Source organism: Flavobacterium sp. ARAG 55.4, assembly GCF_051846875.1.
Lineage (GTDB): Bacteria > Bacteroidota > Bacteroidia > Flavobacteriales > Flavobacteriaceae > Flavobacterium > Flavobacterium plantiphilum.
The window spans coordinates 25,385-51,911 of the sequence record NZ_JBPYCT010000002.1 but is presented as its reverse complement, the minus strand read 5'-3'; the positions used below and the strand labels follow the sequence as shown (position 1 = coordinate 51,911).

The 26,527-nt window shown below is 34.8% G+C and carries 23 protein-coding genes; 15 read left to right on the top strand and 8 right to left on the bottom strand.

The genetic code is table 11. The features are described from left to right. Nucleotides 1–10: 10 nt before the first annotated feature. Both sufB and ACSV4D_RS02435 read right to left on the bottom strand, forming a co-directional pair. A complete protein-coding gene (gene sufB, locus ACSV4D_RS02440) occupies nucleotides 11–1,459 on the bottom strand; it encodes a Fe-S cluster assembly protein SufB (RefSeq protein WP_408080142.1) in 1,449 nt (482 codons plus the stop codon). A gap of 95 nt (nucleotides 1,460–1,554) precedes the next feature. Further along, nucleotides 1,555–1,884 (bottom strand): HesB/IscA family protein, encoded by a 330-nt coding sequence (locus ACSV4D_RS02435; protein WP_408080140.1) that lies wholly within the window; start codon nucleotides 1,882–1,884, stop codon nucleotides 1,555–1,557. Between the two features lie 239 nt (nucleotides 1,885–2,123). Here ACSV4D_RS02435 and ACSV4D_RS02430 point away from each other — a divergent pair, with 239 nt between their 5' ends. The 9 genes from ACSV4D_RS02430 to ACSV4D_RS02390 all read left to right on the top strand — a co-directional run bounded on the left by ACSV4D_RS02430 (nucleotide 2,124) and on the right by ACSV4D_RS02390 (nucleotide 15,777). Further along, a complete protein-coding gene (locus tag ACSV4D_RS02430; protein ID WP_439227000.1) occupies nucleotides 2,124–2,984 on the top strand; it encodes an MBL fold metallo-hydrolase in 861 nt (286 codons plus the stop codon). A gap of 75 nt (nucleotides 2,985–3,059) precedes the next feature. Next, a complete protein-coding gene (locus ACSV4D_RS02425) occupies nucleotides 3,060–4,682 on the top strand; it encodes a S8 family peptidase (protein WP_439226999.1) in 1,623 nt (540 codons plus the stop codon). Between the two features lie 60 nt (nucleotides 4,683–4,742). Further along, nucleotides 4,743–6,617: a M1 family metallopeptidase gene (locus tag ACSV4D_RS02420; RefSeq protein WP_439226998.1), complete on the top strand. Its 1,875-nt coding sequence runs from the start codon at nucleotides 4,743–4,745 to the stop codon at nucleotides 6,615–6,617. A 174-nt stretch (nucleotides 6,618–6,791) separates the two neighbouring features. Beyond that, nucleotides 6,792–7,451: a hypothetical protein gene (locus ACSV4D_RS02415; protein ID WP_408080132.1), complete on the top strand. Its 660-nt coding sequence runs from the start codon at nucleotides 6,792–6,794 to the stop codon at nucleotides 7,449–7,451. Continuing rightward, the gene (gene mfd / locus ACSV4D_RS02410; RefSeq protein ID WP_439226997.1) at nucleotides 7,444–10,818 is read left to right on the top strand and encodes a transcription-repair coupling factor; all 3,375 of its coding nucleotides are present in this window, start codon (nucleotides 7,444–7,446) and stop codon (nucleotides 10,816–10,818) included. Before ACSV4D_RS02415 ends, mfd begins: the two co-directional genes overlap by 8 nt. A 129-nt stretch (nucleotides 10,819–10,947) precedes the next feature. Further along, nucleotides 10,948–13,032, top strand: coding sequence for an ATP-binding protein (locus ACSV4D_RS02405; RefSeq protein ID WP_439226996.1), 2,085 nt, complete (start codon nucleotides 10,948–10,950; stop codon nucleotides 13,030–13,032). 10 nt (nucleotides 13,033–13,042) lie between these two features. Beyond that, nucleotides 13,043–13,912: a hypothetical protein gene (locus ACSV4D_RS02400; protein WP_439226995.1), complete on the top strand. Its 870-nt coding sequence runs from the start codon at nucleotides 13,043–13,045 to the stop codon at nucleotides 13,910–13,912. A 63-nt stretch (nucleotides 13,913–13,975) separates the two neighbouring features. Further along, on the top strand, nucleotides 13,976–14,911 hold the full coding sequence (locus ACSV4D_RS02395; protein WP_439226994.1) for a helix-turn-helix domain-containing protein: 936 nt from the start codon (nucleotides 13,976–13,978) through the stop codon (nucleotides 14,909–14,911). Between the two features lie 98 nt (nucleotides 14,912–15,009). Continuing rightward, nucleotides 15,010–15,777 carry an SDR family NAD(P)-dependent oxidoreductase gene (locus ACSV4D_RS02390; protein ID WP_439226993.1) on the top strand — a complete coding sequence of 256 codons (768 nt, stop codon included), beginning with the start codon at nucleotides 15,010–15,012 and terminating at the stop codon, nucleotides 15,775–15,777. A gap of 71 nt (nucleotides 15,778–15,848) precedes the next feature. Here the strand turns inward: ACSV4D_RS02390 and ACSV4D_RS02385 are convergent, their stop codons facing one another. The 3 genes from ACSV4D_RS02385 to ACSV4D_RS02375 all read right to left on the bottom strand — a co-directional run bounded on the left by ACSV4D_RS02385 (nucleotide 15,849) and on the right by ACSV4D_RS02375 (nucleotide 17,980). Beyond that, a complete protein-coding gene (locus ACSV4D_RS02385) occupies nucleotides 15,849–16,505 on the bottom strand; it encodes an aspartate kinase (protein ID WP_071184243.1) in 657 nt (218 codons plus the stop codon). Nucleotides 16,506–16,623: 118 nt separating this feature from the next. Continuing rightward, nucleotides 16,624–16,983 (bottom strand): YraN family protein, encoded by a 360-nt coding sequence (locus ACSV4D_RS02380; protein WP_439226992.1) that lies wholly within the window; start codon nucleotides 16,981–16,983, stop codon nucleotides 16,624–16,626. A gap of 97 nt (nucleotides 16,984–17,080) precedes the next feature. Then, nucleotides 17,081–17,980, bottom strand: a complete 900-nt coding sequence (locus ACSV4D_RS02375) for a S66 peptidase family protein (RefSeq protein ID WP_439227237.1) — start codon at nucleotides 17,978–17,980, stop codon at nucleotides 17,081–17,083. Between the two features lie 235 nt (nucleotides 17,981–18,215). On the opposite strand from ACSV4D_RS02375, the gene ACSV4D_RS02370 reads away from it, so the two are divergent. The 5 genes from ACSV4D_RS02370 (at nucleotide 18,216) to ACSV4D_RS02350 (ending at nucleotide 23,045) form a co-directional block, all read left to right on the top strand. Further along, a complete protein-coding gene (locus ACSV4D_RS02370) occupies nucleotides 18,216–19,319 on the top strand; it encodes an endonuclease/exonuclease/phosphatase family protein (RefSeq protein WP_439226991.1) in 1,104 nt (367 codons plus the stop codon). A 200-nt stretch (nucleotides 19,320–19,519) separates the two neighbouring features. After that, nucleotides 19,520–20,059, top strand: a complete 540-nt coding sequence (locus ACSV4D_RS02365; protein ID WP_439226990.1) for a 3-hydroxyanthranilate 3,4-dioxygenase — start codon at nucleotides 19,520–19,522, stop codon at nucleotides 20,057–20,059. A 115-nt stretch (nucleotides 20,060–20,174) separates the two neighbouring features. Continuing rightward, nucleotides 20,175–20,963 carry a hypothetical protein gene (locus tag ACSV4D_RS02360; RefSeq protein ID WP_439226989.1) on the top strand — a complete coding sequence of 263 codons (789 nt, stop codon included), beginning with the start codon at nucleotides 20,175–20,177 and terminating at the stop codon, nucleotides 20,961–20,963. 33 nt (nucleotides 20,964–20,996) lie between these two features. Further along, complete coding sequence (amaB, locus tag ACSV4D_RS02355; protein WP_439226988.1) at nucleotides 20,997–22,550, top strand: L-piperidine-6-carboxylate dehydrogenase; 1,554 nt, start codon at nucleotides 20,997–20,999, stop codon at nucleotides 22,548–22,550. Nucleotides 22,551–22,631: 81 nt separating this feature from the next. Continuing rightward, nucleotides 22,632–23,045, top strand: a complete 414-nt coding sequence (locus ACSV4D_RS02350; RefSeq protein ID WP_439226987.1) for a DUF3828 domain-containing protein — start codon at nucleotides 22,632–22,634, stop codon at nucleotides 23,043–23,045. A 58-nt stretch (nucleotides 23,046–23,103) separates the two neighbouring features. Here the strand turns inward: ACSV4D_RS02350 and ACSV4D_RS02345 are convergent, their stop codons facing one another. From ACSV4D_RS02345 to ACSV4D_RS02335, 3 genes are all read right to left on the bottom strand, one after another. After that, entirely contained in the window at nucleotides 23,104–23,601 is a 498-nt protein-coding gene (locus ACSV4D_RS02345) for a DUF6646 family protein (protein ID WP_439226986.1), read from the bottom strand. A 24-nt stretch (nucleotides 23,602–23,625) separates the two neighbouring features. After that, nucleotides 23,626–24,351 carry a metallophosphoesterase family protein gene (locus ACSV4D_RS02340; protein ID WP_408080105.1) on the bottom strand — a complete coding sequence of 242 codons (726 nt, stop codon included), beginning with the start codon at nucleotides 24,349–24,351 and terminating at the stop codon, nucleotides 23,626–23,628. 94 nt (nucleotides 24,352–24,445) lie between these two features. Beyond that, on the bottom strand, nucleotides 24,446–25,582 hold the full coding sequence (locus ACSV4D_RS02335) for an ATP-binding protein (RefSeq protein WP_439226985.1): 1,137 nt from the start codon (nucleotides 25,580–25,582) through the stop codon (nucleotides 24,446–24,448). 98 nt (nucleotides 25,583–25,680) lie between these two features. Between ACSV4D_RS02335 and ACSV4D_RS02330 the strand changes: the two genes are divergently transcribed. Then, on the top strand, nucleotides 25,681–26,502 hold the full coding sequence (locus ACSV4D_RS02330) for a DUF4382 domain-containing protein (RefSeq protein WP_439226984.1): 822 nt from the start codon (nucleotides 25,681–25,683) through the stop codon (nucleotides 26,500–26,502). The last annotated feature ends 25 nt before the right edge of the window (nucleotides 26,503–26,527 follow it).

Below are 26,527 nucleotides of genomic sequence, written 5' to 3'. Positions count from 1 at the left end.
TTGATTATGATTATCCTACTGAACCTTCTAATGAAATTTCCAGTAATTTTTGAGCTTCAACGGCAAATTCCATTGGCAACTTGTTCAATACGTCTTTACTGAAACCGTTTACGATTAAGGCAATCGCTTTTTCAGTAGGTATTCCACGTTGGTTGCAATAGAAAACCTGATCTTCTCCAATTTTAGAAGTAGTTGCTTCGTGCTCAATTTTAGCGGTTGGATTTTTACTTTCGATATAAGGGAAAGTATGTGCTCCACAATTGTTACCCATTAATAAGGAATCACATTGAGAGAAGTTACGGGCGTTTTCGGCTCTTGGACTTATTTGCACTAATCCTCTGTAACTATTTTGAGATTTTCCTGCAGAAATACCTTTTGAAATAATGGTTGATTTAGTGTTTTTACCTAAATGAATCATTTTTGTTCCGGTATCTGCCTGCTGGAAGTTGTTTGTGACTGCAATAGAGTAAAATTCGCCTACTGAATTATCTCCTTTTAATACACAGGAAGGATATTTCCACGTAATCGCAGATCCTGTTTCTACCTGAGTCCACGAAATTTTAGCATTGGTTTCACATAAACCTCTTTTGGTTACAAAATTGTAAACCCCACCTTTTCCTTCTTTATTTCCAGGAAACCAGTTTTGAACCGTAGAATATTTAATTTCAGCATCGTCAAGTGCAATTAATTCTACCACTGCTGCGTGCAATTGATTTTCATCACGACTTGGAGCTGTACAGCCTTCTAAGTAAGACACATAACTTCCTTCATCGGCAATAACCAGAGTTCTTTCAAACTGACCTGTTCCCGCCTGATTGATACGGAAATAAGTTGATAATTCCATAGGGCATTTCACACCCTTTGGGATATAACAAAAAGAACCATCAGAGAAAACAGCCGAGTTCAAAGCGGCATAAAAGTTATCTTTTTGCGGTACTACTGTTCCTAAATATTTACGTACTAATTCCGGATGTTCTTTGATAGCTTCAGAGATACTCATAAAGATAATCCCTTTTTCGCCTAATGTTTTCTTGAATGTAGTAGCAACAGAAACCGAGTCAACTACAATATCCATAGCTACATTATTCATCATTTTTTGCTCATCAACAGAGATGCCTAACTTTTTGTACATTTCCAAAAGTTCAGGATCTACATCGTCAAGTGTTTTATTCGGGTCTACCGTTTTTGGTGCTGAATAGTAAGAAATAGCCTGAAAATCAGGTTTAACATAATTTACATTGGCCCACTCCGGCTCAGTCATTTCTTCCCAGGCTTTGTAAGCTTCAATGCGCCAGTCCGTCATCCACTGAGGTTCGCCTTTCTTTTGTGAAATGGCACGAACAATATCTTCATTTAAACCAATAGGAAACGTTTCCGATTCCAAGTTGGTGTAAAATCCGTACTCGTACTCTTTCGTTTCGAGTTCGATTTTTAAATCGTCTTCTGTATATTTACTCATTTTTTTTATTTAAATATTATTTTCTCCGGCAGCCTGTGAGACTTGGGTGAAAATTTAAAGATTAAAAAAATTCTTTAAAAAATTGTAGTCTGGTTTTACAAAGAAAAACTTTCTCCACATCCACAAGTTCTGCTTGCATTTGGGTTGTTAAAAACAAATCCTTTTCCGTTTAATCCACCTGAAAATTCTAAAATTGTTCCGGCCAGATATAGAAATGATTTTTTTTCTACGGCAATCGTAATGTCGTTGTCTATGAAGATTTTATCGTCTTCACCTTTGTTTTTGTCGAACTTTAAATCATAGGATAAGCCCGAGCATCCGCCGCTTTTAACACCTACTCTTACATAATCTGTGGCGGCATCAAAACCATCTTCTTTCATCAAGTCGATGATTTTCTTTTTGGCAGTATCAGAAACCTTTATCATTGTGTGTTGATTTTGTCTAAATTAACTGCAAAGATAAGGCATAAAAACGGTATTGCACAATAGATAACATTTTTATAACTAATAAGCAAATAGATAATAGTTATTTATCATAGTTATTTAGAATGAGTATATTTTATTTTGGTTTATTAAATAATATAGAGTCATTTTATTTTTACAAATGCATTCCTTTTGCATAAATTGCCATTGCTAATTATTTTAGAATTTTTTAAATAAAAGATATGAAACTTTATCCAATAGAAACCGGTAATTTTAAACTGGATGGCGGTGCCATGTTTGGTGTTGTACCCAAAACAATTTGGAACAAAACCAATCCCGCTGACGCTAATAATCTAATTGATATTGCTGCACGTTGTTTACTCATTGAAGATGGCAATCGCTTAATTTTGATTGATAGCGGAATGGGAAATAAGCAATCAGAGAAGTTTTTTGGGTATTATTCGCTTTGGGGAACCCATTCTATGGATGCTTCTTTGGCTCAATTTGGGTTTCACCGTGACGATATTACTGATGTATTTCTGACCCATTTGCATTTTGATCATTGTGGAGGTTGTATTCAGTGGAATGCAGATAAAACAGCTTACGAACCGGCTTTTAAAAATGCTCGATTTTGGTCGAATGAAAATCATTGGCAATGGGCAACTGAACCCAATTCCCGTGAAAAAGCTTCTTTTCTGAGTGAGAATATTTTGCCAGTGCAGCAAAGTGGACAGCTGCATTTTATTGCCAGAAACGAAGCCGATTTTTTAGAAAAATCAGAGTTGGATTTCGGAATTTTATTTGTTGATGGACATACCGAAAAACAGATGATTCCGCATATTCAGTACAAAGGTAAAACCATCGTTTTTTGTGCCGATTTGTTGCCAACAGCCGGACATATTCCTATTCCTTATGTGATGGGATACGATACAAGACCACTTTTAACAATGGATGAAAAGACAAAGTTCATGAACGCTGCAGCCGATAATAATTACTATTTATTTCTGGAACATGATGCGCATAACGAGATTATAACAGTACAACACACCGAAAAAGGCGTGCGATTATCGGAGGTTTTTAGTTGTGCTGATATCTTAATCTAGTGTTAATCCTGAAAATTTTCGAATAGAAAAATTATTTTTAATCTATATTTGAAATTGACAAAATAATGAATGTATATGAATACAGTAAAATCCCTTAGCCTTTCGCTGTTTTCTGCTATAGTTTTAGCAGGATGTGGGGCACAGAAATTGCCCAATTATAAATCAATAACTGCTATTACAGCGCCAGAAAATGTTACAAAAAAGAAGGCTTTAACGGATAACCAATTGAAGTTTTGGAATCAATATGATATCGTAAAAGATACCGTTCCCGGAATGAGTGTTAATAGAGCTTATGCCGAATTGCTTAAAAACAGAAAAGCTCAAAAAGTAATCGTTGGAATCGTAGATTCTGGCGTAGATATTGAACACGAAGATTTAAAATCAGTAATCTGGACTAACCCAAAAGAAATTCCGGATAACGGAATTGATGATGATAAAAACGGCTATATAGATGATATTCATGGTTGGAATTTTCTGGGTGACATTACTAAAGAACATTTAGAATATGAGAGAATCATTAAAGACAAATCGCTGGTAGATGAAGCCACTTATCAGGAAGCTAAAAAAATCTACGATAAAAAAATCTCTGACGCACAGAACGAGAAAAACTATCTAGGTACTTTATTAGCTCAAGCAACTAAAGCGGACGATATCATTAAAAAACAATTAAAAAAAGAAATCTATACCTTAGATGAGGTGAAAACTATTGATTCTAAGGATACTTTGGTTCAAAAAAGCACTATGATTATCCAAAAGATGTTTTCTTTTGGGATGCCAATTGCCGATTTGAAGACAGAAATTCAAAAAGAATTAGAAGCTAAAGAGGAACTCTTAAAAAAAGATAATTTAGATACTGACTATAGAAAAGTACTGGGAGATAACCCTAATGATATTGCCGATACTAATTATGGGAACAACAATGTCATAGGTCCCGATAAAAATGAAGCTTTACACGGAACTCATGTTGCTGGAATTGTAGCGCAGGTGAGAAACAACAACATTGGAGGAGACGGAATTGCTAATAATGTTGAAATCCTTACTGCACGTGCCGTTCCTGATGGCGATGAGTATGACAAAGATATTGCATTAGCGATTCGTTATGCTGTTGACAATGGAGCAAAAGTAATTAACGGAAGCTTTGGAAAAAGTTTTTCTCCACATAAAAACTGGGTTTTTGATGCTATAAAATATGCTGCTGAGAAAGATGTTTTAATCGTTCATGCCGCTGGGAATGATGCTAAAAATATTGATTTCTATGATAATTTCCCAAATGATTCTGAAGATAAAAAAACGGAGATTTCAGATAATTTAATCACTGTGGGCGCTTTGAATTTTGAATATGGAAAAAATATTGCGGCTCGTTTTTCAAACATTGGAAAAATAAATGTAGATGTATTTGCACCTGGTGTAAAAATATATGCTACAACTCCGGATAATACCTATAAGTTTTTACAGGGAACTTCAATGGCTGCGCCAAATGTTGCCGGAGTTGCAGCTTTAATTCGTTCGTATTATCCAAAATTGAAGGCTTCACAAGTAAAACAGATTTTGATGGATTCGGGTGTGGTAATCAGTAACGATGTTGTGGTAGGTGGAAATCCACAGGACGTTCGACCTTTTAATGAATTATCAAAAACTGGCAAAATAGTAAACGCTTATAACGCCATTTTGATGGCAAATCAAATGGCTAAAAAATAATTTTATAAATTAAAAATCAAATGGAAGGGTATTTATCCTTCCTTTTTTTATTAAATACAAATGAGAAAAATTCTGCTGTTATCGTTAATTTTATCAAATGCATTTTCTTTAGTTGCCCAAAATGCTCCTTATTGGCAGCAAGCCGTTGATTATAAAATGGATGTTGTTATGGATGCTAAGAAATATCAATACCAGGGCACGCAGGAACTGGTTTACACCAATAATTCTTCGGATACTTTGAAGAAAGTATATTATCATTTGTATCCAAATGCTTTCCAGCCCGGCAGCGAAATGGCCGAAAGAGCCGGTAATATCAAGGACGCCGATGCCCGAATGGTGAGAAAAACAAAAGTGGATGGAAAAGAGCTTAAAGAAAACCGAATCCAGAATTTGAAACCCGATGAAACAGGCTATTTAAAAATCAGCAATTTTAAACAGGATGGTGTTGAAGCAAAAACAAAAATTACCGGTACTATTTTAGAAGTGGTTTTGGCAAAGCCCATTTTGCCTCATTCTAAAACTGCTTTTACATTGAATTTTGACGGACAGATTCCGGTTCAGATTCGTCGTTCGGGCAGAAACAATGCGGAAGGTATCGCTTTTTCGATGTCGCAATGGTACCCAAAAATAGCCGAATTTGATTTTGAAGGCTGGCATGCCGATCCTTATATCGCAAGAGAATTTCACGGTGTCTGGGGTAATTTTGATGTCAAAATTACCATTGATAAAGACTATGTTTTAGGAGGTTCAGGTTATTTACAAAACGCTAACGAAATAGGACATGGTTATCAGGAAAACGGTGTTGAAGTAAAATATCCCAAAAGAACCAAAAACCTGACCTGGCATTTTGTAGCGCCAATGGTACATGATTTTACCTGGGCAGCCGATAAAGAATACATCCATGATGTGGTAAAAGGACCCAATGATGTCGATTTGCATTTTTTATACAAAAACAATCCTAAAATCATTGAAAACTGGAAAAATCTCCAGCCATTAATGGTTAAGGTGATGGATTTTTATAATAAAACAATTGGCGATTATCCGTACAAACAATATTCTTTTATTCAGGGTGGCGATGGCGGAATGGAGTATGCCATGTGTACTCTGATTTTAGGAAACGGAACTCTGGAAGGGATTTTTGGTACCGCTACTCACGAGTTAGGTCATGCCTGGTTTCAGCATATTTTAGCTTCTAATGAGTCTAAACATCCGTGGATGGATGAGGGTTTTACCACGTATGTAGAGGATTTGGCTGTCAATGAATTTGCAGTTAAAAAAGAATCAAATCCTTTTAAAACAAATTATTTACTGTATGCTGATTTGGTAAAATCAGGTAAAGAACAGCCACAAACCACACATGGTGACAGGTACGACGAAAATCGCTCTTATAGTATTTCTTCTTATATCAAAGGAAGTATTTTTCTGTCGCAATTGGGTTATTTGATTGGTCAGGATAATTTAGCTAAGACGATCAAAAAATATTATCAGGATTTCAAATTCAAACATCCTACGCCTAATGATATTAAGCGTACTGCCGAACGCGTTTCGGGAGCAGAACTCGATTGGTATTTAACCGATTGGACACAAACGACAAACACTATTGATTACGGAATTGCAGCCGTTACAGAAAATGGAGCAAGTACACTAGTTAATTTAGAACGAATGGGGCGCATGCCAATGCCTATTGACTTGCAACTAGAATATACTGACGGAACAAAGGAAAGTTTTTACATTCCGTTGCGAATGATGCATTTTGAAAAAGAAAATCCGAATCCGTCAATAAAAAGAACAGTGTTGAATGACTGGCCTTGGGCAAACCCAAAATATGAGTTGACCATTTCAAAGCCTAAAAGCAGCATCAAAAAAATTACCATTGACCCAAGCGGATTGATGGCTGATGTACAATTGAAAAATAATAGTGTTGAGGTGAAGTAGGGAGTTGCGTTAGGGATTGCAGTGTAAATCCTTTTGTTTTTCTCTTTAAAAAACAAAAGATTGAAACGAAAAGCCCGACCCTTGGGTAACGCCCAAAAAGAGCATTTTCATAGCAAGATTTGCCTCTTTTAATATCAATTTACTTTGTAACTTTGCCGTTCAATGAAAAATTCGATGAAAAACAAACTAGTATATATTTTTGGTCTGCTGATTTTGCTGGCTTCCTGTAAAGGAGAAGACGAACAAAAAAGGCTGGCTGAAAATGCCAAAGATGCCCAAAAGAAAAAAGTCATTTTTGAAAATATCAAAAAAGGCTGGGATTTTTATGACGAACCTATTAACGAAGCTACCGAAGAAACAGTAAAAACCTGGAATGAGTTGCGCTTGTTTATTGAGGAATTAGCTCGTAAACCTAAAATGACCATTAGTGCTTACCAGCAAAAAGCCAAAGCAATTTCTAAGAAAGCATTGGCACTACGAAATAATGTCCCGGAATTATTTAATAAACCCCAAATCAAAACCCGTATTTCAGTTTTGATTACTAAGGTTCGTCTGATGGATATGTACATTCATCTGGATGAAATTCCGGATCAGAAAGTAGTACAATTAGTGGGCGAAATCAATAAAGAACTAGCCACATTGCAACGTCAGATGGATATTTTAACGGAGAAAAGTAAAATTCCGGTTGAAGAAGGAGAAGACGAAATGAGAAGAATGTTATTGGATTCGGCTCGGGCGATTCCTAATAATCCGAATATGGTATTGCCCAATCCATCCGTTATTCCGGCCAGTACACGAGCAATAATTAACCCAAACGACGCCAGAGTTGAGTAAATCTGCCTTATATACCCTCTACGAAACTTCGCCTAAAACGCAGCAAATTGTTGCTTTATTACAGGAAAAAAATACAGTAAAATTACATTTGAGCGGTTTGCTGGGATCGGCTGTTTCATTCGTGATTCGTTCGGCGTTTAAAAAAGCGGAACTTCCCTTTTTGGTGATTTTAAATAACAAAGAAGAAGCGGCTTATTATCTGAACGATTTAGAACAAATGATTGGCGAGCAGGATGTTTTGTTTTATCCCAGTTCGTACCGCCGTCCGTACCAAATAGAAGAAACCGACAATGCCAATGTTTTGCTTCGTGCCGAAGTATTAAACCGCATTAATTCCCGTAAAAAACCAGCGGTAATTGTGAGTTATCCCGAAGCACTTTTTGAAAAAGTGGTTACTCGTCGGGATTTGGATAAAAATACCTTGAAAGTAAGTGTGGGCGATAAAATTTCGATTGATTTTATCAATGAAGTTTTATTCGAATACGAATTTAAAAGAGTCGACTTTATAACGGAGCCAGGCGAATTTTCAGTTCGTGGCGGGATTGTGGATGTGTTTTCTTTTTCAAATGATAATCCGTACCGAATCGAGTTTTTTGGTGATGAGGTCGAAAGTATCCGGACTTTTGATGTGGCTACCCAATTGTCATTGGAACAACAAAAGAAAATTACCATTATTCCCAATGTAGAAAACAAGGTTTTTCAAGAAAATAGAGAGAGTTTTTTAGATTATATTTCGGAGCAAACAGTACTTTTTATTCAGAATACCGAGGATTTATTGGCACAATTAGACAAACAATTTGCAAGAGCCGAAGAAGCTTTTGAAAAATTGTCTAAGGATATCAAACATGCCACTCCGGAACAATTATTTCTGGATCAAAAAGCATTTGTAAAGCGTGCTCTGGATTTTTCAATTGTCGAATTGAGTTCAAAAGCCATTTTTAAAACCACTAAAAAAATTGAATTTCACATTCAGCCGCAGCCTTCGTTCAACAAGCAATTTGATTTACTGTTGAATAATCTGAGTGAAAATCATTTTAACGGATACAAAAATTATTTATTCTGTTCAAATGAAGCGCAGGCCAAACGTTTTCATGATATTTTTGAAACCTTGGACGAAGCCAATTCAGAGAATATTCGCAAACAATACCATACTATTGTGTTGCCAATGTATCAGGGTTTTATTGATGAAGAAAATCAGATTTCCTGCTACACCGATCACCAGATTTTCGAACGTTATCATAAATTTAGCATCAAAAACGGTTATTCGAAAAAACAGAATATCACCTTAAAAGAATTGACGACGCTTTCTGTTGGCGATTATGTAACGCATATTGACCACGGAATTGGGAAATTTGGCGGATTACAAAAAATTCAGGTCGAAGGCAAAACGCAGGAAGCCATTAAGCTTGTTTATGCCGATAATGATATTGTGTATGTGAGTATTCATTCGCTACACAAAATTTCAAAATACAATGGTAAAGACGGAACACCTCCTAAAATATATAAATTAGGTTCGAATGCCTGGAAGGCTCTGAAACAAAAAACCAAAGCCAGAGTCAAACATATTGCTTTCAATTTGATTCAGTTGTATGCTAAAAGGCGATTGGAAAAAGGTTATCAATATTCGCCGGATAGTTATTTACAAAACGAATTAGAAAGTTCTTTTATTTACGAAGATACACCAGATCAAACCAAATCGACTCAGGAAGTAAAAGCCGACATGGAAAGCGATCGCCCAATGGATCGATTGGTTTGTGGTGACGTAGGTTTTGGAAAAACCGAAGTTGCCATCCGTGCAGCATTTAAAGCGGTGGACAATAGCAAACAGGTAGCGGTTTTGGTGCCTACCACTATTTTGGCATACCAGCATTTTAGAACTTTTTCGGAGCGATTAAAAGACATGCCGGTTTCTATTGGGTATTTGAACCGTTTTAGAACAGCGAAACAAAAAGCAGAAACTTTAAAACAACTAGCCGAAGGCAAACTGGATATTGTGATTGGAACGCATCAGTTGGTGAACAAAAATGTAGTTTTTAAAGACTTGGGCTTACTGATTGTGGATGAGGAACAAAAATTTGGCGTAAACGTAAAAGACAAGTTGAAAACCATTGCTGCTAATGTGGATACGCTGACTTTGACTGCAACGCCAATTCCTAGGACTTTACAGTTTTCGTTGATGGCGGCAAGAGATTTATCGGTGATTACAACTCCTCCGCCTAATAGATATCCTATTGAAACCAATGTCGTTGGTTTTAGTGAAGAGGTAATCCGGGATGCGATTTCGTATGAAATTCAGCGTAACGGACAGGTTTATTTTATCAATAACCGAATTGAAAATATCAAAGAAGTAGCTGGAATGATTCAGCGTTTGGTACCAAATGCTAAAGTTGGAATCGGTCATGGCCAAATGGACGGAAAAAAACTCGAAGAGCTGATGCTGGCTTTCATGAATGGAGAATTTGATGTTTTAGTCGCTACAACTATTATCGAAAGTGGATTGGATGTACCCAATGCCAATACGATTTTTATCAATAATGCCAATAATTTTGGTTTGTCTGATTTGCATCAAATGCGGGGTCGTGTGGGTCGAAGTAATAAAAAAGCGTTTTGTTATTTCATCTGTCCGCCTTATTCGTCCATGACCGAAGAAGCCAGAAAACGTATTCAGGCTTTGGAACAATTTAGTGAACTCGGCAGCGGATTTAATATCGCGATGAAAGATTTAGAGATTCGTGGTGCAGGAGATTTACTCGGTGGAGAACAATCTGGTTTCATTAACGAAATTGGTTTTGATACTTACCAAAAAATCATGAACGAAGCTATTGAAGAGTTGAAAGAAAACGAATTCAAAGATTTGTATCCGGTGGAGAATGATATCGAAACCAAAGAATATGTAAAAGATCTGCAAATTGATACCGATTTTGAGTTGTTGTTTTCGGATGAATACATCAATAATATTTCAGAGCGAATGAATTTGTATAACGAATTGGCAGCTATTAAAAACGAAGAAGAGTTGGTTGTTTTCCAAAATAAACTGATTGACCGTTTTGGTCCTTTACCTCCTCGAGCCAATGCCTTAATGAACAGTATTCGCATCAAATGGGTTGCAACGAGAGTGGGAATAGAAAAATTGGTAATGAAACAAGGCAAGATGATTGGCTATTTTGTGTCCGATCAACAATCCGATTTTTATCAGTCGAATCGTTTTCATAAGGTGTTACAATTTGTTCAAAAACATCCTTCACTTTGCAAAATGAAAGAAAAACAAACCGCTAACGGTTTGCGTTTGTTACTGACTTTTGATAACGTAAAATCGACTAGGAGAGCTTTGGAATTGATGGAGCTATTGGGAGGGAAAGATAATTAATGGTTTTTTTGTAGTACTTTGGTTAATTACGGTGTTGTCTGTCGATTACTTTATAAAACAGGGTTTGAAATGTATTTATTTTTACTAATTTAATATTTTTTTAACCCTAATGAGACCGTAATAAAATTTATGACCTTAAAAAAAACGTCCCCAAAAATACTTATTTTAGTAGTATCCTCCAGTGTTGTTTTTTTATTGCTTTATGCTGCTTTGTTTTATTATATTAATAAGACAGAAAAAGAAGCATATCAGAATGCTGTTGAATTATTTGAAAGTAAAATCAACCAGTTGTTAGTGTTGGAATCTAAACCCATTTTAACAGCTTTAAACAATGATACTAACTGGGATGAATTTGTAAATTTCATTGCTACAAAAGATAAAAGCTGGTATGAGGAAACCATCAATAACGAACTGGAAATTTACGGAGCTGATTATTTAGGTGTGTATGATCGGGACAAGCAGTTTATAATGCGTACGCCTACGCCGGTAATTAAAACGCTTGATTTTGTTCCTGAGAAAGCAATGACTTACCTGGATAATGTAAGGATGGGAAGGTTTTACTTAAAAATTCCCGAAGGAATTGTAGAGATAACCGGAGCAACGGTTCATCCTTCTGATGATCCTTTTAAAAACAAATCAGAACCTTCAGGTTATTTTTTTGCGGTACGTTTGATCAATGCTGATTTTATTCAGAATTTAGAAACTATTACTTCTTCTAAAATTAAATTTCTGGCCACTAATGACCGTATCCCTGAGGAAAGGCATATTGTGAGTTCTGTTTATCTTCTGAAAGATTTTCAGGGAAAACCAATCGGGAAACTGTTGTTTGAAAGAAAATTTGATGTTTATTTTGAAAATACAATCAATATTTTATATGCAATAATCATTGTTTTTATAGTGTATTTGTTTGTAAGTGTTTTTTACACCCAAAAACTAATTTACCGGCCTCTTTACATGGTTCGGAAGGCACTTCAGAATGAAAGTAAAGCGGCAATAGCCGAATTAAAAAAGTCAAGTGGCGAATTCAGTTATATAGGAAATTTATTCGAAGAGAATAACAATCAGAAACAGGCACTGATAAAGGCAAAAATAAAAGCCGAAGAAGGAGACTTATTAAAAGCATCCTTTTTAGCTAATTTATCACATGAAATCAGAACACCCATGAACGCGATAAATGGTTTTACCGAACTGATTCTGAATACAGATATTGATAAAAAAGAGCGAATAGAATATTTAAACGTCATTCAGAAAAACGGTCAGAATCTGGTTTCTATTATTGATGATTTAATTGAAATGTCTAAAATAGATTCCAATCAGGTTTCGCCTAACTTTAGTGAAATTAATTTAGAATCCTGTATTGTAGAATTGTATAAAACCCTAAAAGTCACGATTCCTAAAACAAAAACTATAAAATTTAAACTGATAAAAAGCAGTGTCCCGGCAGAAAATAATATAATTACCGATGAAATTAAATTAAAACAGGTTATCATCAATTTGCTGACAAATGCCATTAAATACACCGACGAAGGTTTTGTAAAATTTAAATATGAAATAGACGAAGAACAAAATTTAATTCATTTTACTATTCAGGATAGCGGATCCGGAATCGAAGAAGATCATCATAAGCATGTTTTTGACCGGTTTAAACGTGTTGAAAATGACAAATCCATACAGGTAGGAGGTTTAGGACTGGGACTTTCTATTTCAAAAGCCTATATTGAAATTCTGGGAGGAACCATTAGTTTTGAATCAAAAATGGGTGAGGGATCCACGTTTTATTTCTCCATTCCGTTGCAATATGTAAAATCAGAACCCATTATAGTAAAACCAATAAAAGAAAAAGAAGGAATGAAATCAGCCAATAAAACTATTTTGATTGCAGAAGATGACAATATTAATTTTCTGTTGTTCCAAAAAATGATGAAAGACAAGGATTTTGAAATTATCAGAGCTAAAAATGGTCAGGAAGCAGTAGATATTTGCATCAGCAATTCAAATATTGATCTGGTTTTAATGGATATCAAAATGCCGGTTTTAAATGGATTTGAAGCTGTTGAACAAATACGGCCTATTCGTCCTGAACTGCCTATTATTGCCCAGACGGCTTATTCTTCTTCTGAAGATAAGATGAAAATTGAAAAGGCCGGATTTGATGATTATATTACAAAGCCGCTAAGCAGAGAGCGTTTATTTGAACTGATAGATAAATACTAGAAATATTTTAATGAGGATACACAGAAATAACTGGATTCTGATTTTTGGATTACTCTCAGCTTTTGGATTTTCTCAGGACGATCAAAAGCTAAAAGATACTCTTGTCAAAGAAAAAAAGCTAAGTTTAAATGTTGATATTATCAACCGTTATCTGTGGCGTGGACAATGCTGGGGAGGTGATTATGCTGCTGTTCAGCCTACGATTGAATATGAAATTATTCCAAAGTTAACCTTAGGTTTTTGGGGAACTACTAATTTTAAAAAGGAATATTTTTATCCTGATGGAGCAACCTATTATAAAGGATATCAGGAAATAGATTTTTATGTGAGCTATCAGATTAATGATTTTTTGCAATTCCAGCTTTGGAATTACTACTGGCCTTCGGTGTCAAAGGTAGAAGGTGTAAGTAATAAGTTTTTTGATTTCGGTCCTGCAAGTTCGCAAACCATTGATGCGATGCTTTGTTTTGATTTTTCCGAAGGCTATAAATATCCTTTTAATGCCGTTGTAAGTACATTTATAGGCGGAAATGATTACCGGTATGATGAAAATGATAATCCAAAACGCAATTACACTACTTATTTAGAATTGGGTTATACTTTTAATTTGTTCGAAAACTCGCCCTGTAAACAACTTCATAATATTTCATTAGCACCTGCCATTGGAGCTGTGCTTAATAATGAATCCGAATATTATTCTTTTGCAGATTATGATAAGCCTTCATTAGTGAATTTAAGTTTTAAAGCAACTAAAGAGTTTGATTTATCAAATGGAATTTCGATGCCCGTGTCCTTGAATTATATACATAATGCTGCTTCAGCAAACACTGATTTTTTTGGCAAAAATTTTCTGGTTGCAGGAATTAGTTTTGGATATTAATTATTTGATGGTTTACTGATATTCTTATTGTTTGTATATTTGATTTTTGCAAATATATATATTATGAAATTAAAATCAATAGACGAGTTTTATAACGAAATCACTGATTTTGACAGTGCGGAACAAATTTCTTTATTACCGGATGGGATTCAAAAAGAAATTGGTCATTTTAATGTTTTTAATATCAAAGATCTTTACGAAACATTCAATGAGAAACCCGTTATGCCTTATGACAGGAGAGCCTATTACAAAATAAGTTTGATAAAGGGCAAGAATAGGGCAGAATATGCAGATAAGGTAATTAATGTTGAAAAACATGCCTTGTTATTTGCTACTCCAAAGATTCCATATCATTATGTTCCTCAGGATTTGCAACAACAATCTGGGCATTTTTGTGTTTTTACACCGGAATTTTTCACAAAAGATAAAAGCGGAATTGATTTAGAAACGCTCCCGATTTTCCAGCCGGAGGGTTTTCCGATTTTTGAAATATCAGAGGAGGAAGCAGAAGCGATAGAGTTGATTTTTAAAAAAATACATGACGAAATTGTTTCGGATTATACCTATAAGTATGATTTAATCCGGAATTATGTTTCAGAGTTAATTCACTTTGGACAAAAACTTCAACCTGCAACAGCATTGTATTCTAAGCACAATTCGGCTGCCAGAGTGGCTTCACTTTTTGCAGAATTACTGGAAAGACAATTTCCTGTTGAGTCTCCGCGTCAAAGGTTAGAACTAAGAACACCGAAAGATTATGCCGATCGATTGTCTGTTCATGTGAACCATTTGAATAAAGTGCTGAAAGAGAACACAGGAAAAACCACCACCGAATTGATTAGCCGGCGTTTAATTTATGAAGCTAAAATTTTGTTGAAAGAAACGGATTGGAACATCTCCGAAATTGCTTATTCGTTAGGATTCGAAGAATTGGCACATTTCTCTAATTTTTTCAAAAAACAAACTACTTTGACTCCCATGTCTTTTAGGGATAAATAATTTGGATTTGAATTTTGCAAATTATCGATTGATATTTACAAGTTACAGGTCTTTGCTCATACTTAATTTTGTCTTGTTAATTTAAAATAAATTTTAAGATGGAATTCAAAAAAAATAAAATAGCACTGGTTACCGGCGGAAGCCGCGGATTAGGAAAAGAAATGGCTTTAAGTCTGGCTAAAAAAGGTCTTGATGTATTAGTAACTTACCACAGTAAAATTGATGAAGCAAAAAAAGTTGTCAGCGAAATTGAAAAATTAGGACAAAGCGCAGCAGCTATTCAGTTGAATGTGGAGGAATCAGGTGATTTTGATTCCTTTTTTGAAGAAGTAACCACTGTTTTGAAAAATACTTTTGCTACGGATAAAATTGATTTTTTAGTGAATAATGCCGGTGTAGGAGTTCATGAAAGTTTTATGACCACTACTGAGGAGCAACTTGATAATATGTTCAATATTCATTTTAAGGGAGTTTTTGTTTTAACTCAAAAAGCACTTTTTCTAATGAATAATGGAGGTGGAATTGTAAACGTTTCTTCAGGATTGACCCGTTTTTCATTTCCCGGTTATGCCGCTTATGCCAGTATGAAAACAGCAATGGAAACATTGACAAAATATCAGGCTAAGGAATTAGGAGAAAGAAAAATCAGAGTAAATATAGTAGCACCGGGAGCTATAGCAACTGATTTTGGTGGTGGTGCAGTTCGGGATAACGAGCAGCTGAATCAGTTTGTTGCTTCTGTAACGGCTCTGGGAAGAGTCGGTTTGCCGGATGATATTGGAGGCGTAGTAGCGTTTTTGTGTACTGATGATGCTAAGTGGGTTAATGCACAACGTATTGAAGTTTCAGGCGGGATGAACTTGTAATCAAGTCGTTGTATAAATACGAAAGCTTCCAATCGTATAGACTGGAAGCTTTCGTATTTTGTCGTTTTTTATTAATTCTTAAGATCTTTAATTACTTTAAAAGCCACATCCACCTGTTCTTCACTCACTAAAATGGTGAATTCGTTAGAAGTCGAAATTACTTCATTAATGATAATGCCTTCCCAGGCCAAACGTTGAAAAATGAAGTAGTAAATCCCCGGAATTACAATATTTTCTTTTGGTAATTTCACTGTAATTGAAGCTAAATTGTCTAGTTTCTGAATTAGTTTTTCGTTAGAAAAATGTTTGTCTACCAGTTTGTTTACCGTATTACTTACTACAATATTGATTTCATTTACTCCTCTTGACGAAGTGTAAAACACATCCGGAAAACCGTTAATATCCGAAATTAATTCGGCTTGTTTGTTTAAAACGGTTTCAGAAACAGCAAATGTGTAATCTGTCAGGGCAGAACGAACGGTAATCTCACCTATGTTTTTGATTACTTTGTTGATTTTATGATTCAATCTGAAATCCAGTTCTTCTGTCAGTCTTTTTAGTGACATGACAACAGCACCCTGTTTTACTTCTTTTCCAAATTCGCTCTCTAATTCCGACATGATATTTCGGGATAACGAGGTTAAATTGATAATTCCAAGCGACAAAGCATTTAATAAAAATGGTTTTGTTTTGATGTAATTTTCGACAATTGAAGAAACAGTTTTCATAATTAAATAGGTGTTTTTACTTAGTTTTTAATCTGATTTACTTAGATAAATCGTTAAAAATTCAGGCAAATATAATTAAAAAAACAATTTGTTACAAAAATAACAACAAAAAATATCGTTAAAAGTGATAAAAAGCGTCTGTAAGATGTTCAATTACAAAAGATTTATTCTCTAAATGGATGGCAATAATGTCAAATCTGACATTAATATCGAGATTTTTTTCAACTACGTAGTTGTCGATAGCTTTCGTAAGTAGTTTTATTTTTTTTGAATTCACAAAGTCCTGCGGCAGACCAAATTCAATAGAAGAACGGGTTTTTACTTCGATAATAGCCAGTGTGTCTCCTTTTTGGGCAATAATATCGACTTCGGCTTTTTGAAAAGTCCAATTGGTTTCTATAATTGTATAGCCATTCTCTTTTAAAAAATGAACAGCCAGTTCTTCTCCCAGTTTTCCTAATTCGTTATGCTCCGCCATTACTGTATTTGTTTTAGCATATAAACCATAAAAGTTTATTAAGTTCCGCAACCATTTATTCTTGTGTGGACTTATATGGCTTATATGGTAAAATTAATTAATCCTGAAACTTTAGTGTGCTTTTTACCGGAGTAACTTCCATGGATACAGTACTGCCTAAAATCAAAGCCCTGTTGTCCTGAATGTGTCCGGCAGGAAAATTATATATTACAGGAATATCGTATTTCTTAGTCACATCTTCAATAATCTGAACAGCGTTTTTCCCCCACGGAATATCGTTGTCTTTCATTTTTGTCATAGAACCTACCACAATTCCTTTGATACTTTCCAGACAGCCATTGCGTTTTAAGTTCATCATCATTCTGTCAATATGATATAAGTACTCGTCTAAATCTTCAATAAACAAGATTTTATCTTCACAATCAATTGCCGATGGAGAACCAAATAAACTGTATAAAATAGAAAGGTTTCCACCTACTAATTCCCCTTTTGCAAAGCCGGTTCTGTTCATAGGGTCAGAAGGGATTTCATAGCTTAAGGGTTGCTTAAATAATGCTTTTTTTAAAGTTTCCTTTGCTTCGGCTGTTGCTCTGGGAGCAGTTACCGGCATAATCCCGTGAATAGTTTTATAACCCAAAGTGTTTAAATGATTGTGCAAAACAGTAATATCGCTAAAGCCTACAATCCATTTTGGATTTTGTCTGAATTTTGTAAAATCTAATAAATCAATAATACGAACCGTTCCGTAACCGCCTTTCACACACCAAATGGCTTTGATGTTTGGGTTGTCTAGCTGGGTCTGGAAATCGGCAGTTCTTTCTTCATCAGATCCCGCTAACTGGTTATTGTCAAGTCCAATGCTTTTTCCAATAACCACTTTCAGTCCCCAGCTATGTAATAAATCGATAGCTGGCTGCAGATGGTTGTCCGTATATTTTCTGGCTGTGGCTACAATGGCAACGGTATCTCCTTTTTGTAAAGTGGCAGGTGTAATCATTTGTTGTTGTGCTTGAATGTTGAAAGATTGAAAAATAAAAATCAGAAATACACAGATGGTTCGGTTTGAAAATAAAATTCGAGAAGTAATCATATAGGTGTTTTTCCGGAATAGATACTAAATAAAGAGGCCTTTACCGGGCATTTAAACAAAGATAATCAAATTCAAAAATAATTTTAAAATTGTTACTTAAAATGTACTATTTTTACTAAAACTCCTTTAAAAAGAACGGGTTATGAAAATATTCAGAATACTTTTGTTACTCGCTTTGCTGTTTTTGTATCGAATTGGATTTTCACAGCAAAAAAGTTTTCGTATTCATACACTTGTGTTTTATAATTTTGAAAATCTTTTTGATACAATTAATGACCCGCATACTGATGATGATGAGTGGACACCAATGGGAAGTCAGCGGTGGACTTCTAAAAAATACCATCAGAAATTAGAAAACTTAGCCCGCGTTCTGATTGAAACCGGTAAGCCGGAAAACAGTAATTCACCCACTTTTATTGGCTGTTCAGAAATTGAAAACCGAGGTGTTTTAGAAGATTTAGTATTACAGCCTAAAATGGTTCTGCAGGATTATGGTATTATCCATTTTGATTCACCTGATAAAAGAGGGATTGATGTGGCTTTATTATTTCAAAAGAAATATTTCTTACCAACATCTTATGCTAATATTCCGCTTTATATTTACAAAAAGGAGGTTGAAATTCAAGAGTTAGTAACGCCTTCAGAAGATTCAGACCAGAGTGAGGCTGTTACAACATACGATAATCGTGTTTTTACCAGGGATCAATTGCTGGTTACAGGTTTCCTTGATGGGGAAGAAATCAATATTATAGTCAATCACTGGCCGTCTCGTTCCGGAGGTGAGAAAAAATCAAGTCCGTTCAGAGAAGCAGCCGGAATGTTGAACCGTAAAATAATTGACTCTTTACAAAAAATAAATCCTGATGCTAAGGTAATTACACTGGGCGATTTGAATGATGGTCCCTTTAATAACAGTATTAAAAAAGCGCTGGGTGCAAAAGCTAAAAAGCAGGATGTACCTGAATTTGGAATTTACAATCCTTTTGAAGAAATGGCTAAGAAAGGCTTGGGAACTATAGCATTTCGGGATTCATGGGATATTTTTGACCAAATTATGGTGACGCAATCCTTAATTAAAAATGATTTTTCTACATATCAATATTGGAAAGCAGGAATTTTCAATAAAAGTTATCTGATTCAGAATTCCGGACAATATAAGGGATATCCCAAACGACATTCCGCTACCGAAGTGGGTTTTAGCGACCACTTTCCGGTTTATATTTATTTGATTAAGGAAGCTAAATGATGTTTTGTTTGTTACACAAAGATTCACAAAGCAAACACAAAGTTGCACCATGATTTTTTATAAAATGAATATTAGATAAAGTTCTTAAGATTTTATTTCAATCTGTTTCTTTGCGTGTCTCTGGGTTTATTAATGAATCTGCGTGAAACCAAAATTCTTTTTTTTCGTACCTTAGCTTTTCTTAAAAAAAATAACTCAAAATGGCAATTTCAAAACCTTTTAATCTTACTAAATGGATTGACGAAAACCGTCAATTACTTAAACCACCTGTTGGTAACAAAAACCTATATGTAGATTCAGGTGATTACATTGTGATGGTTGTTGCGGGACCAAATGCCCGAAAAGATTTTCATTATAATGAGACCGAAGAATTATTTTATCAGTTGGAAGGTTCGATTGAAGTGCACATTCAGGAAGATGGCGAGCGTAAAGTAATGCAACTCAATGCCGGTGATATGTATTTACATCCGGCGGCAATCCCACATTCTCCGGTTCGTTCTGAAGGTTCTATAGGTCTTGTAATTGAAAGAAAAAGAGCTGGAAAGGGGTTTACTGACGGTTTGTTGTGGTATTGTGACAACTGCAATCATAAGCTGTACGAAGTTTATTTTGAACTCAACAATATCGAAAAAGATTTCCTGCCTCATTTTGAACATTTTTACAACTCCGAAGAACTTCGAACTTGTGAAAAATGCGGAACGGTTATGGAAACCGACCCAATATTTACTGCCAAAAAGTAATTTTTTCAGGAGCTATTTCCCGTTATCCGCTCTATCTTTTCCTGCTTAAAGAAAGCAGGAAAAGGATGCCGCTGCTACTGGGGCTAAAGGAAATTAATAAATAATAAAGTCGATATTGGAAGAAATTATTAAAGGTTATTTAGATAGATATTTTGATTCATTAATAGAATATAAACATTTAGCTTTACGAACGAATACAATTTTATTTAATGATTTAAAAAGATTTGATTCTGAAGATTCTAAGTTAAGATTTGCTTCGTCTTTAGTCTTAAGAGATTGGAGCGGTAAAACAGATAATGGTTGGGCATATGCTTATCCAACAGACAGTATGTTGGAGATTACTAAAGAGAGTTATCCAGAATTTATTCATGATTTAATTTCAAAACAATTTTGTTTTTTTTATGTTCAATCTTTTGAAGGTTTGGAAAGATTGTTGAAAAGTTTAATGTTTGAATTTTCTTCTATCGATTCAGAATTAAAATGTCTTATTGAAAAAAAGCTTAAAAATAAGCAAGAGTTTTCTAGAAAAAATATGCCTAGTGGAAATCATCTTCGGGAAATAGTCGATTCACAGTTAGATTCATTCTTATATGGAAAAGATAAAATGCAATTTGATTTAAAAACTTCATTCTCTATATTGTCCGAGACAAGACATAATATTGTTCATAATAATTATATTTTGAATAAATCAGAAATATTTTGTTCAACTAATAAGAAGGAATTATTTGTTGATTTATTTATGTATGATGAAGTTGATAATCAAAATGTCAGAGTTAAATTAGATATTTTACATTTCAAAAATCTAATAGATTTTATGTGTCAGTTTAGTTTTCAAATATTTAAAAAATTGTGTTTGAAACATAATTTGAATTGGAAAATATATAGACATATGGATAAGAATTAAATTAAAAAAAATAACAGAACGTAATTCATTACCATGACAACAATCGCAACACAATTTGGAATTAAAGAAGCTTTAGCGCAATTAGGAATTTCTGATATAAATAACGGAACATCAACTGGAGCCGACTCTTTTTCTTCAGGAGCAATTCTGGAAAGTTATTCTCCTGTAGATGGTCAGCTGATTGCAAAAGTAAAAACCACTTCCGCAGCTGATTACGAAAAAGTAATGCAGACTGCTACAGAAGCTTTCCAATCTTTCCGATTATTGCCTGCACCACAACGTGGTGAAATTGTACGTCAGTTTGGAGAAAAATTACGTCAGAATAAAGAAGCCTTAGGTAAATTAGTTTCTTACGAAATGGGGAAATCCCTGCAGGAAGGCTATGGAGAAGTTCAGGAAATGATTGACATTTGCGATTTTGCGGTTGGACTTTCCCGACAATTACACGGATTAACCATGCACTCGGAACGTCCTAATCACAGGATGTATGAGCAATATCATCCGTTGGGTGTGGTGGGAATTATATCCGCATTCAATTTTCCGGTTGCGGTTTGGTCCTGGAATGCAGCTTTAGCTTTAGTTTGTGGAGATGTTTGTGTTTGGAAACCATCGGAAAAAACACCTCTTTGCGGAATTGCCTGCCAAAATATTTTAGCCGGGGTTTTACAGGAAAATAAGCTGCCGGAAGGCATTTCCGGTCTAATTAATGGCGATTTCAAGATAGGAGAATTATTGACTACAGATTCGAGAATTCCGTTAATTTCAGCCACAGGTTCTACCCGAATGGGAAAAATTGTGGCACAAACTGTTGCGGCTCGTCTAGGTAAAACTTTATTAGAATTAGGCGGAAACAATGCCATAATTGTTACTCCCGATGCCGATATTAAAATGACCGTTATCGGAGCAGTTTTTGGGGCTGTCGGAACAGCCGGTCAGCGTTGTACTTCGACACGTCGTTTAATTATTCACGAAAGTGTTTATGACAAAGTCAAAGAAGCTTTGATTTCTGCTTACCAGCAATTGCGTATTGGAAATCCATTGGACGAAAAAAATCACGTAGGACCACTAATTGATCTTGATGCAGTTGATAAATACAATAAAGCTTTACAAAAAGCAGTTGCCGAAGGAGCTAAAATTCTGGTAGACGGAGCAGTGCTTTCCGGTTCCGGATATGAAAGTGGTTGTTATGTGCAACCCGCCATTGTGGAAGCTGAGAATTCCTTTGAAATTGTACAACAGGAAACTTTTGCTCCTATTTTGTATTTGCTAAAGTATTCAGGAACTGTTGATAATGCTATTATAATACAAAATAATGTTGCTCAGGGATTGTCATCAGCAATTATGACGAACAACCTGCTAGAAGCGGAATTATTCTTGTCTACAGCAGGTTCTGATTGCGGAATTGCCAATGTGAATATTGGAACTTCCGGAGCTGAAATTGGTGGGGCTTTTGGCGGAGAAAAAGAAACAGGCGGCGGCAGAGAATCAGGATCGGATGCCTGGAAAGTCTATATGCGACGTCAAACCAACACTATTAATTACGGCAGTACTTTGCCTTTGGCACAAGGAATAAAATTTGATTTGTAAATATTTTATATGAATACTAAGAAAACTGTTTATGTCTGTTTGTTGCTAATGTCTTTTTTATACAGTTGTAAAAAAGAACCGTTGGAATCTAATAAACAAATGTCCATTGAAAGTTCTAAAAATGAAATTGATAAGGATGCTGCCATTCAAAAAATGCTAAAGGAATTTTATAGTGTTTATATAAAAGAATTTACAAACGAAAAAATCGCTGAATCGGAAAGAAAATTAGATTCAATTGAAATTAAATTTTGCACGAAATCTTTATTGGACAGTATTTCAAATGAATTTGAACATAATGAACTGGATTATAATCCATTTGTTAAAGCTCAGGATGCATCATTAGATTGGATAGAAACTTTAACTGTAAGTAGATTGTCCGGTTCAAAAAATAAATTTAACGTGCAATATCTCGATAAATATTCGGGGAATGCAACAAGTATTCACGTTACTGTAATTAATGAAAAGGGAATTTTTAAAATTTCTTCATTGAAATAAAAAAAACGGCAATTTGAAAAATCGAATTGCCGTTTTCTATTTTTAAAAAGTTATTTTTTTACAAGTTGAATGAAGCTCCAATGTTAAATACAAACTGATTGTTTAGACGTTCAAACCCTGTCGCTTCGGGTTTGTATTTCGCAATAGGAACACCTATTTCGCTCATGATTCCAAAACCGTCTGTAAAGAAATAACGAATTCCCAGATGGGCACCAAAATTTCTTAATCCTAAATCCAGTCCCGGATAAATATCTACTTTCTCGTCGATATTAAACACATTTCCAAGATTAGCATTAAAACGGGCTTTGAGGTCTATTCTGTCACCAAAATCAGGTTTGTTTCCCAAATCGTCTTTACTTACAGATAAGAGATAAGAACCTAAAACTCCAACGGAGATGTTTTCTCCTAGACCAAAATCAGATGAAAGACGTATTCCTGAACCGCCATTTTGAATGTTAGCCGCGATATCAAATTTAATATCTTCTTTTCCTTTAAAAGCCTGAGCATTTATTAAACCTGTTACAGTTAATAATACAAAAACGAATGTTTTTTTCATGATAATTTTTTTATGCAAATGTATTTAATTTCTTCCTTTTTCGTCAAAATATAAGTTACATAATGGTTCGCTTTGCCAATATTCTTTTGTATCAATGTCCATGATAGTCAAAGGACCCTTAAAAGCGGCTCCTGTGTCAACATTCCAGATACAGGCTTTGTTTACCGGGATGGTCTGGTTAATGCGTGTTACCGGAGTGTGACCAATGTAAATTTCATTATATAGAGTAAGTCGTTTCGGATACCTGACATCAGAAGGATGAATGTTTTCATCTAATGCTAAGGCCATTTCCCAAAGGGTTCTGTCCCAGTAGAATAATTTTGGGAAATATTCAAAATTTATACCATTCATATTGGTGAAACCGGCGTGGATAAATAAGCGTTGTTGTTCATCCAGGTAATAATCTTTTAATTCCAGTAAAAATTCAACATGTTTACGCTTGGTTTCAGCACTTACTTTTTCATATGCAAGGACTGTAGCTTCTCCACCGTGGTTGTACCACATAAGATTGTCTTTGTTGTCTTTTAACCAATACAGTAATAATTCGTCATGATTTCCTCTTATAAAAACACAGTCATTTTTTATGTTTAATTCTATTAAAAAATCGATTACCTGAGGCGATTGACTCCATCCATCGACATAATCACCTAAGAAAATCAGCTTGTCTTTTTCGGTAACCTGAGCCCTTTCCATAATTTGATGTAATGCCCGTAATCCTCCGTGAATGTCTCCTATTACTAATGTTCTCATTTTTCTGAAATCTGCTTTTATATTCTAATATAATAAAAATAGCTAAAAAGCGACTAAAAAGATCCGGGTTTCTCTTTTTTTTAATGAGTCTTAATTACACGTCGTATTTCATTTTTCTCAAAATACGCATGGCTTCTTTAAATGATAAATATACCTGAGGAAAAGGTTTAAGATAAGTTTTTGCATCAATTAGTTTTTTCTTAGCATCTTCAAAACCGTTGAGATAACAAATCATAAAAGTAGAAGGAAGATTTTCAAGGTCTTTGAGTTCTACGGGAGTGAGCTGAATACCTTTAATGAGCTTTTTTATCAAAGCTTCATTGTTGTTATAGATGTGAAAAAGCATTTTTTTGTTGAACGCTGGCGGTTCAAAAAGCATCTTGCTTTCAATTTTGTAATAACCATTTTCAAAAAAATGTATGGTTTGCTGTTCTAATGGATAATAACTGGTTTTGTCATTTAGACCTAGTGGCACATATTCAATAATGGTAAAAGTATCTTCGTTAAAAGAAATAGTTACCACATCCTGATCTGAATAAAAAAGTTTAATATGTTCGTTAATCAATTCAATATCTACCCGGGATAAAAAAGTTTTTCCCCGGACCGTTTTAGGTATTCCGGCCCAGCATATCACAAATAACTCTTTAAAAACTTTGTATTTTGGAGCCATGTCCTTATGCCTGAAATTCATAAAATCAAAAACACCGTCCAGTGTGTATTTAATATTATTTCGGGAATTGTTTTCAAGATCAATAACCGTTTCGGTATTGGGATAATTTTTTTCAATTTTCTCTTCTACCGGAGTGGTGTTGCTGCCGCGTCTTATAAAAACGCTGTGTGCCGGTATCGTATAAATCCCTTTTTTAAAGGAAGAGATTTTATTCTTTGGTTTGATGGTTACTAAGCCAATCACCTTGTCTTTGGGGAGATTAGGAAAAGGGACATTTTCATACTGTATTTTAGGAGGATTTTCCAGATAGGCATTAATGAGATTCTGAATGTGGCTGTCATCAAAAAAATCAGTTCCAATAATTTCATTATCCTGATCTTCGACTCCTACTACTATATAGGAATTGTTGGCCGGATTAGAGTTGGATAAAGCACAGATATGCTTTAAAAATTTTGCTTTACCTTCTTTGAGGTGCAAATTTAGCTGACGCTTTTTATCATAAAAGCTGTTTTCATCATTGTGAGCTAATAAATTCTTGATTAAAAGCCGTTTGTTAATCATTGGAAAATGAAATTTATTTATGAAAAATACCGTTTTTTAAGCAATTTTATTGTTTTTATTACGTTGTCAATATACTAATTTTAAATATGTCAAATAAAATGAAGAAGATTAAATTTTGCCCCCAATTGTTCTTTGTCATTGTTTTGCTTGCGAGCTTTTTTACAGCTTGTAATAATAACGATAATGACGACAGCTCCCAAACTTCAAGAATGACGGTTCGAATGGTAGATGCCCCAGGAGATTATGATGAAGTGAATATTGATGTACAGGATATAATGATTAAATATTCTGATGATACTAATGATAGTGAAGGCTGGGTAAGTATTGTTGATGATGATTTTACTCCCGGTGTATATAATTTATTAGATTTAACAGGAGGTGTAAATGTTTTATTGGCTGATGAGTTGGTTCCATCGGGATATCTGGGACAGATACGATTAGTTTTAGGAGAGAACAATACTCTTGTAAAAGACGATGCAGTAATGGATTTAAATACTCCAAGCGCGATGCAATCCGGATTGAAATTAATGGTTAACCAAACACTGCAGCCGGGAGCTACTTATGAATTTATTTTAGATTTTGATGTAGCCAAATCTATCGTTTCAGCCGGAGGTTCAGGAATGTATAATTTAAAACCTGTAATTCATGTTTCAGCAACAGCTACTTCAGGAGTAATTAAAGGAGCGATAAATCCTGTTCTGGAAGGTTATCAGGTCGAAGTTTCTGTTCCTGTGGGAGATGCTGTTATTACTACTTTTGCTGGAGAAACAGGATTATTCCAGTTAAATGGTGTTCCGGCAGGAACTTATACAGTGACTTTGACTCCGGATGTTGCTTCGGGTAAAACGCCAATTACGATTACTGATGTAGTAGTTGAAAATGGTGAAATTACTGATGTAGGATCTGTTTCTTTCGAATAAAAAATAAAAAAAAGCATAAAAAACA

Bases quoted from the DNA above. Each gene is read 5' to 3' on its own strand.
- sufB (WP_408080142.1), bottom strand. From the start codon at position 1,459: ATGAGTAAATATACAGAAGACGATTTAAAAATCGAACTCGAAACGAAA.
- ACSV4D_RS02435 (WP_408080140.1), bottom strand. From the start codon at position 1,884: ATGATAAAGGTTTCTGATACTGCCAAAAAGAAAATCATCGACTTGATG.
- ACSV4D_RS02430 (WP_439227000.1), top strand. From the start codon at position 2,124: ATGAAACTTTATCCAATAGAAACCGGTAATTTTAAACTGGATGGCGGT.
- ACSV4D_RS02425 (WP_439226999.1), top strand. From the start codon at position 3,060: ATGAATACAGTAAAATCCCTTAGCCTTTCGCTGTTTTCTGCTATAGTT.
- ACSV4D_RS02420 (WP_439226998.1), top strand. From the start codon at position 4,743: ATGAGAAAAATTCTGCTGTTATCGTTAATTTTATCAAATGCATTTTCT.
- ACSV4D_RS02415 (WP_408080132.1), top strand. From the start codon at position 6,792: ATGAAAAACAAACTAGTATATATTTTTGGTCTGCTGATTTTGCTGGCT.
- ACSV4D_RS02405 (WP_439226996.1), top strand. From the start codon at position 10,948: ATGACCTTAAAAAAAACGTCCCCAAAAATACTTATTTTAGTAGTATCC.
- ACSV4D_RS02400 (WP_439226995.1), top strand. From the start codon at position 13,043: ATGAGGATACACAGAAATAACTGGATTCTGATTTTTGGATTACTCTCA.
- ACSV4D_RS02395 (WP_439226994.1), top strand. From the start codon at position 13,976: ATGAAATTAAAATCAATAGACGAGTTTTATAACGAAATCACTGATTTT.
- ACSV4D_RS02390 (WP_439226993.1), top strand. From the start codon at position 15,010: ATGGAATTCAAAAAAAATAAAATAGCACTGGTTACCGGCGGAAGCCGC.
- ACSV4D_RS02385 (WP_071184243.1), bottom strand. From the start codon at position 16,505: ATGAAAACTGTTTCTTCAATTGTCGAAAATTACATCAAAACAAAACCA.
- ACSV4D_RS02380 (WP_439226992.1), bottom strand. From the start codon at position 16,983: ATGGCGGAGCATAACGAATTAGGAAAACTGGGAGAAGAACTGGCTGTT.
- ACSV4D_RS02375 (WP_439227237.1), bottom strand. From the start codon at position 17,980: ATGATTACACCTGCCACTTTACAAAAAGGAGATACCGTTGCCATTGTA.
- ACSV4D_RS02370 (WP_439226991.1), top strand. From the start codon at position 18,216: ATGAAAATATTCAGAATACTTTTGTTACTCGCTTTGCTGTTTTTGTAT.
- ACSV4D_RS02365 (WP_439226990.1), top strand. From the start codon at position 19,520: ATGGCAATTTCAAAACCTTTTAATCTTACTAAATGGATTGACGAAAAC.
- amaB (WP_439226988.1), top strand. From the start codon at position 20,997: ATGACAACAATCGCAACACAATTTGGAATTAAAGAAGCTTTAGCGCAA.
- ACSV4D_RS02345 (WP_439226986.1), bottom strand. From the start codon at position 23,601: ATGAAAAAAACATTCGTTTTTGTATTATTAACTGTAACAGGTTTAATA.
- ACSV4D_RS02340 (WP_408080105.1), bottom strand. From the start codon at position 24,351: ATGAGAACATTAGTAATAGGAGACATTCACGGAGGATTACGGGCATTA.
- ACSV4D_RS02335 (WP_439226985.1), bottom strand. From the start codon at position 25,582: ATGATTAACAAACGGCTTTTAATCAAGAATTTATTAGCTCACAATGAT.
- ACSV4D_RS02330 (WP_439226984.1), top strand. From the start codon at position 25,681: ATGAAGAAGATTAAATTTTGCCCCCAATTGTTCTTTGTCATTGTTTTG.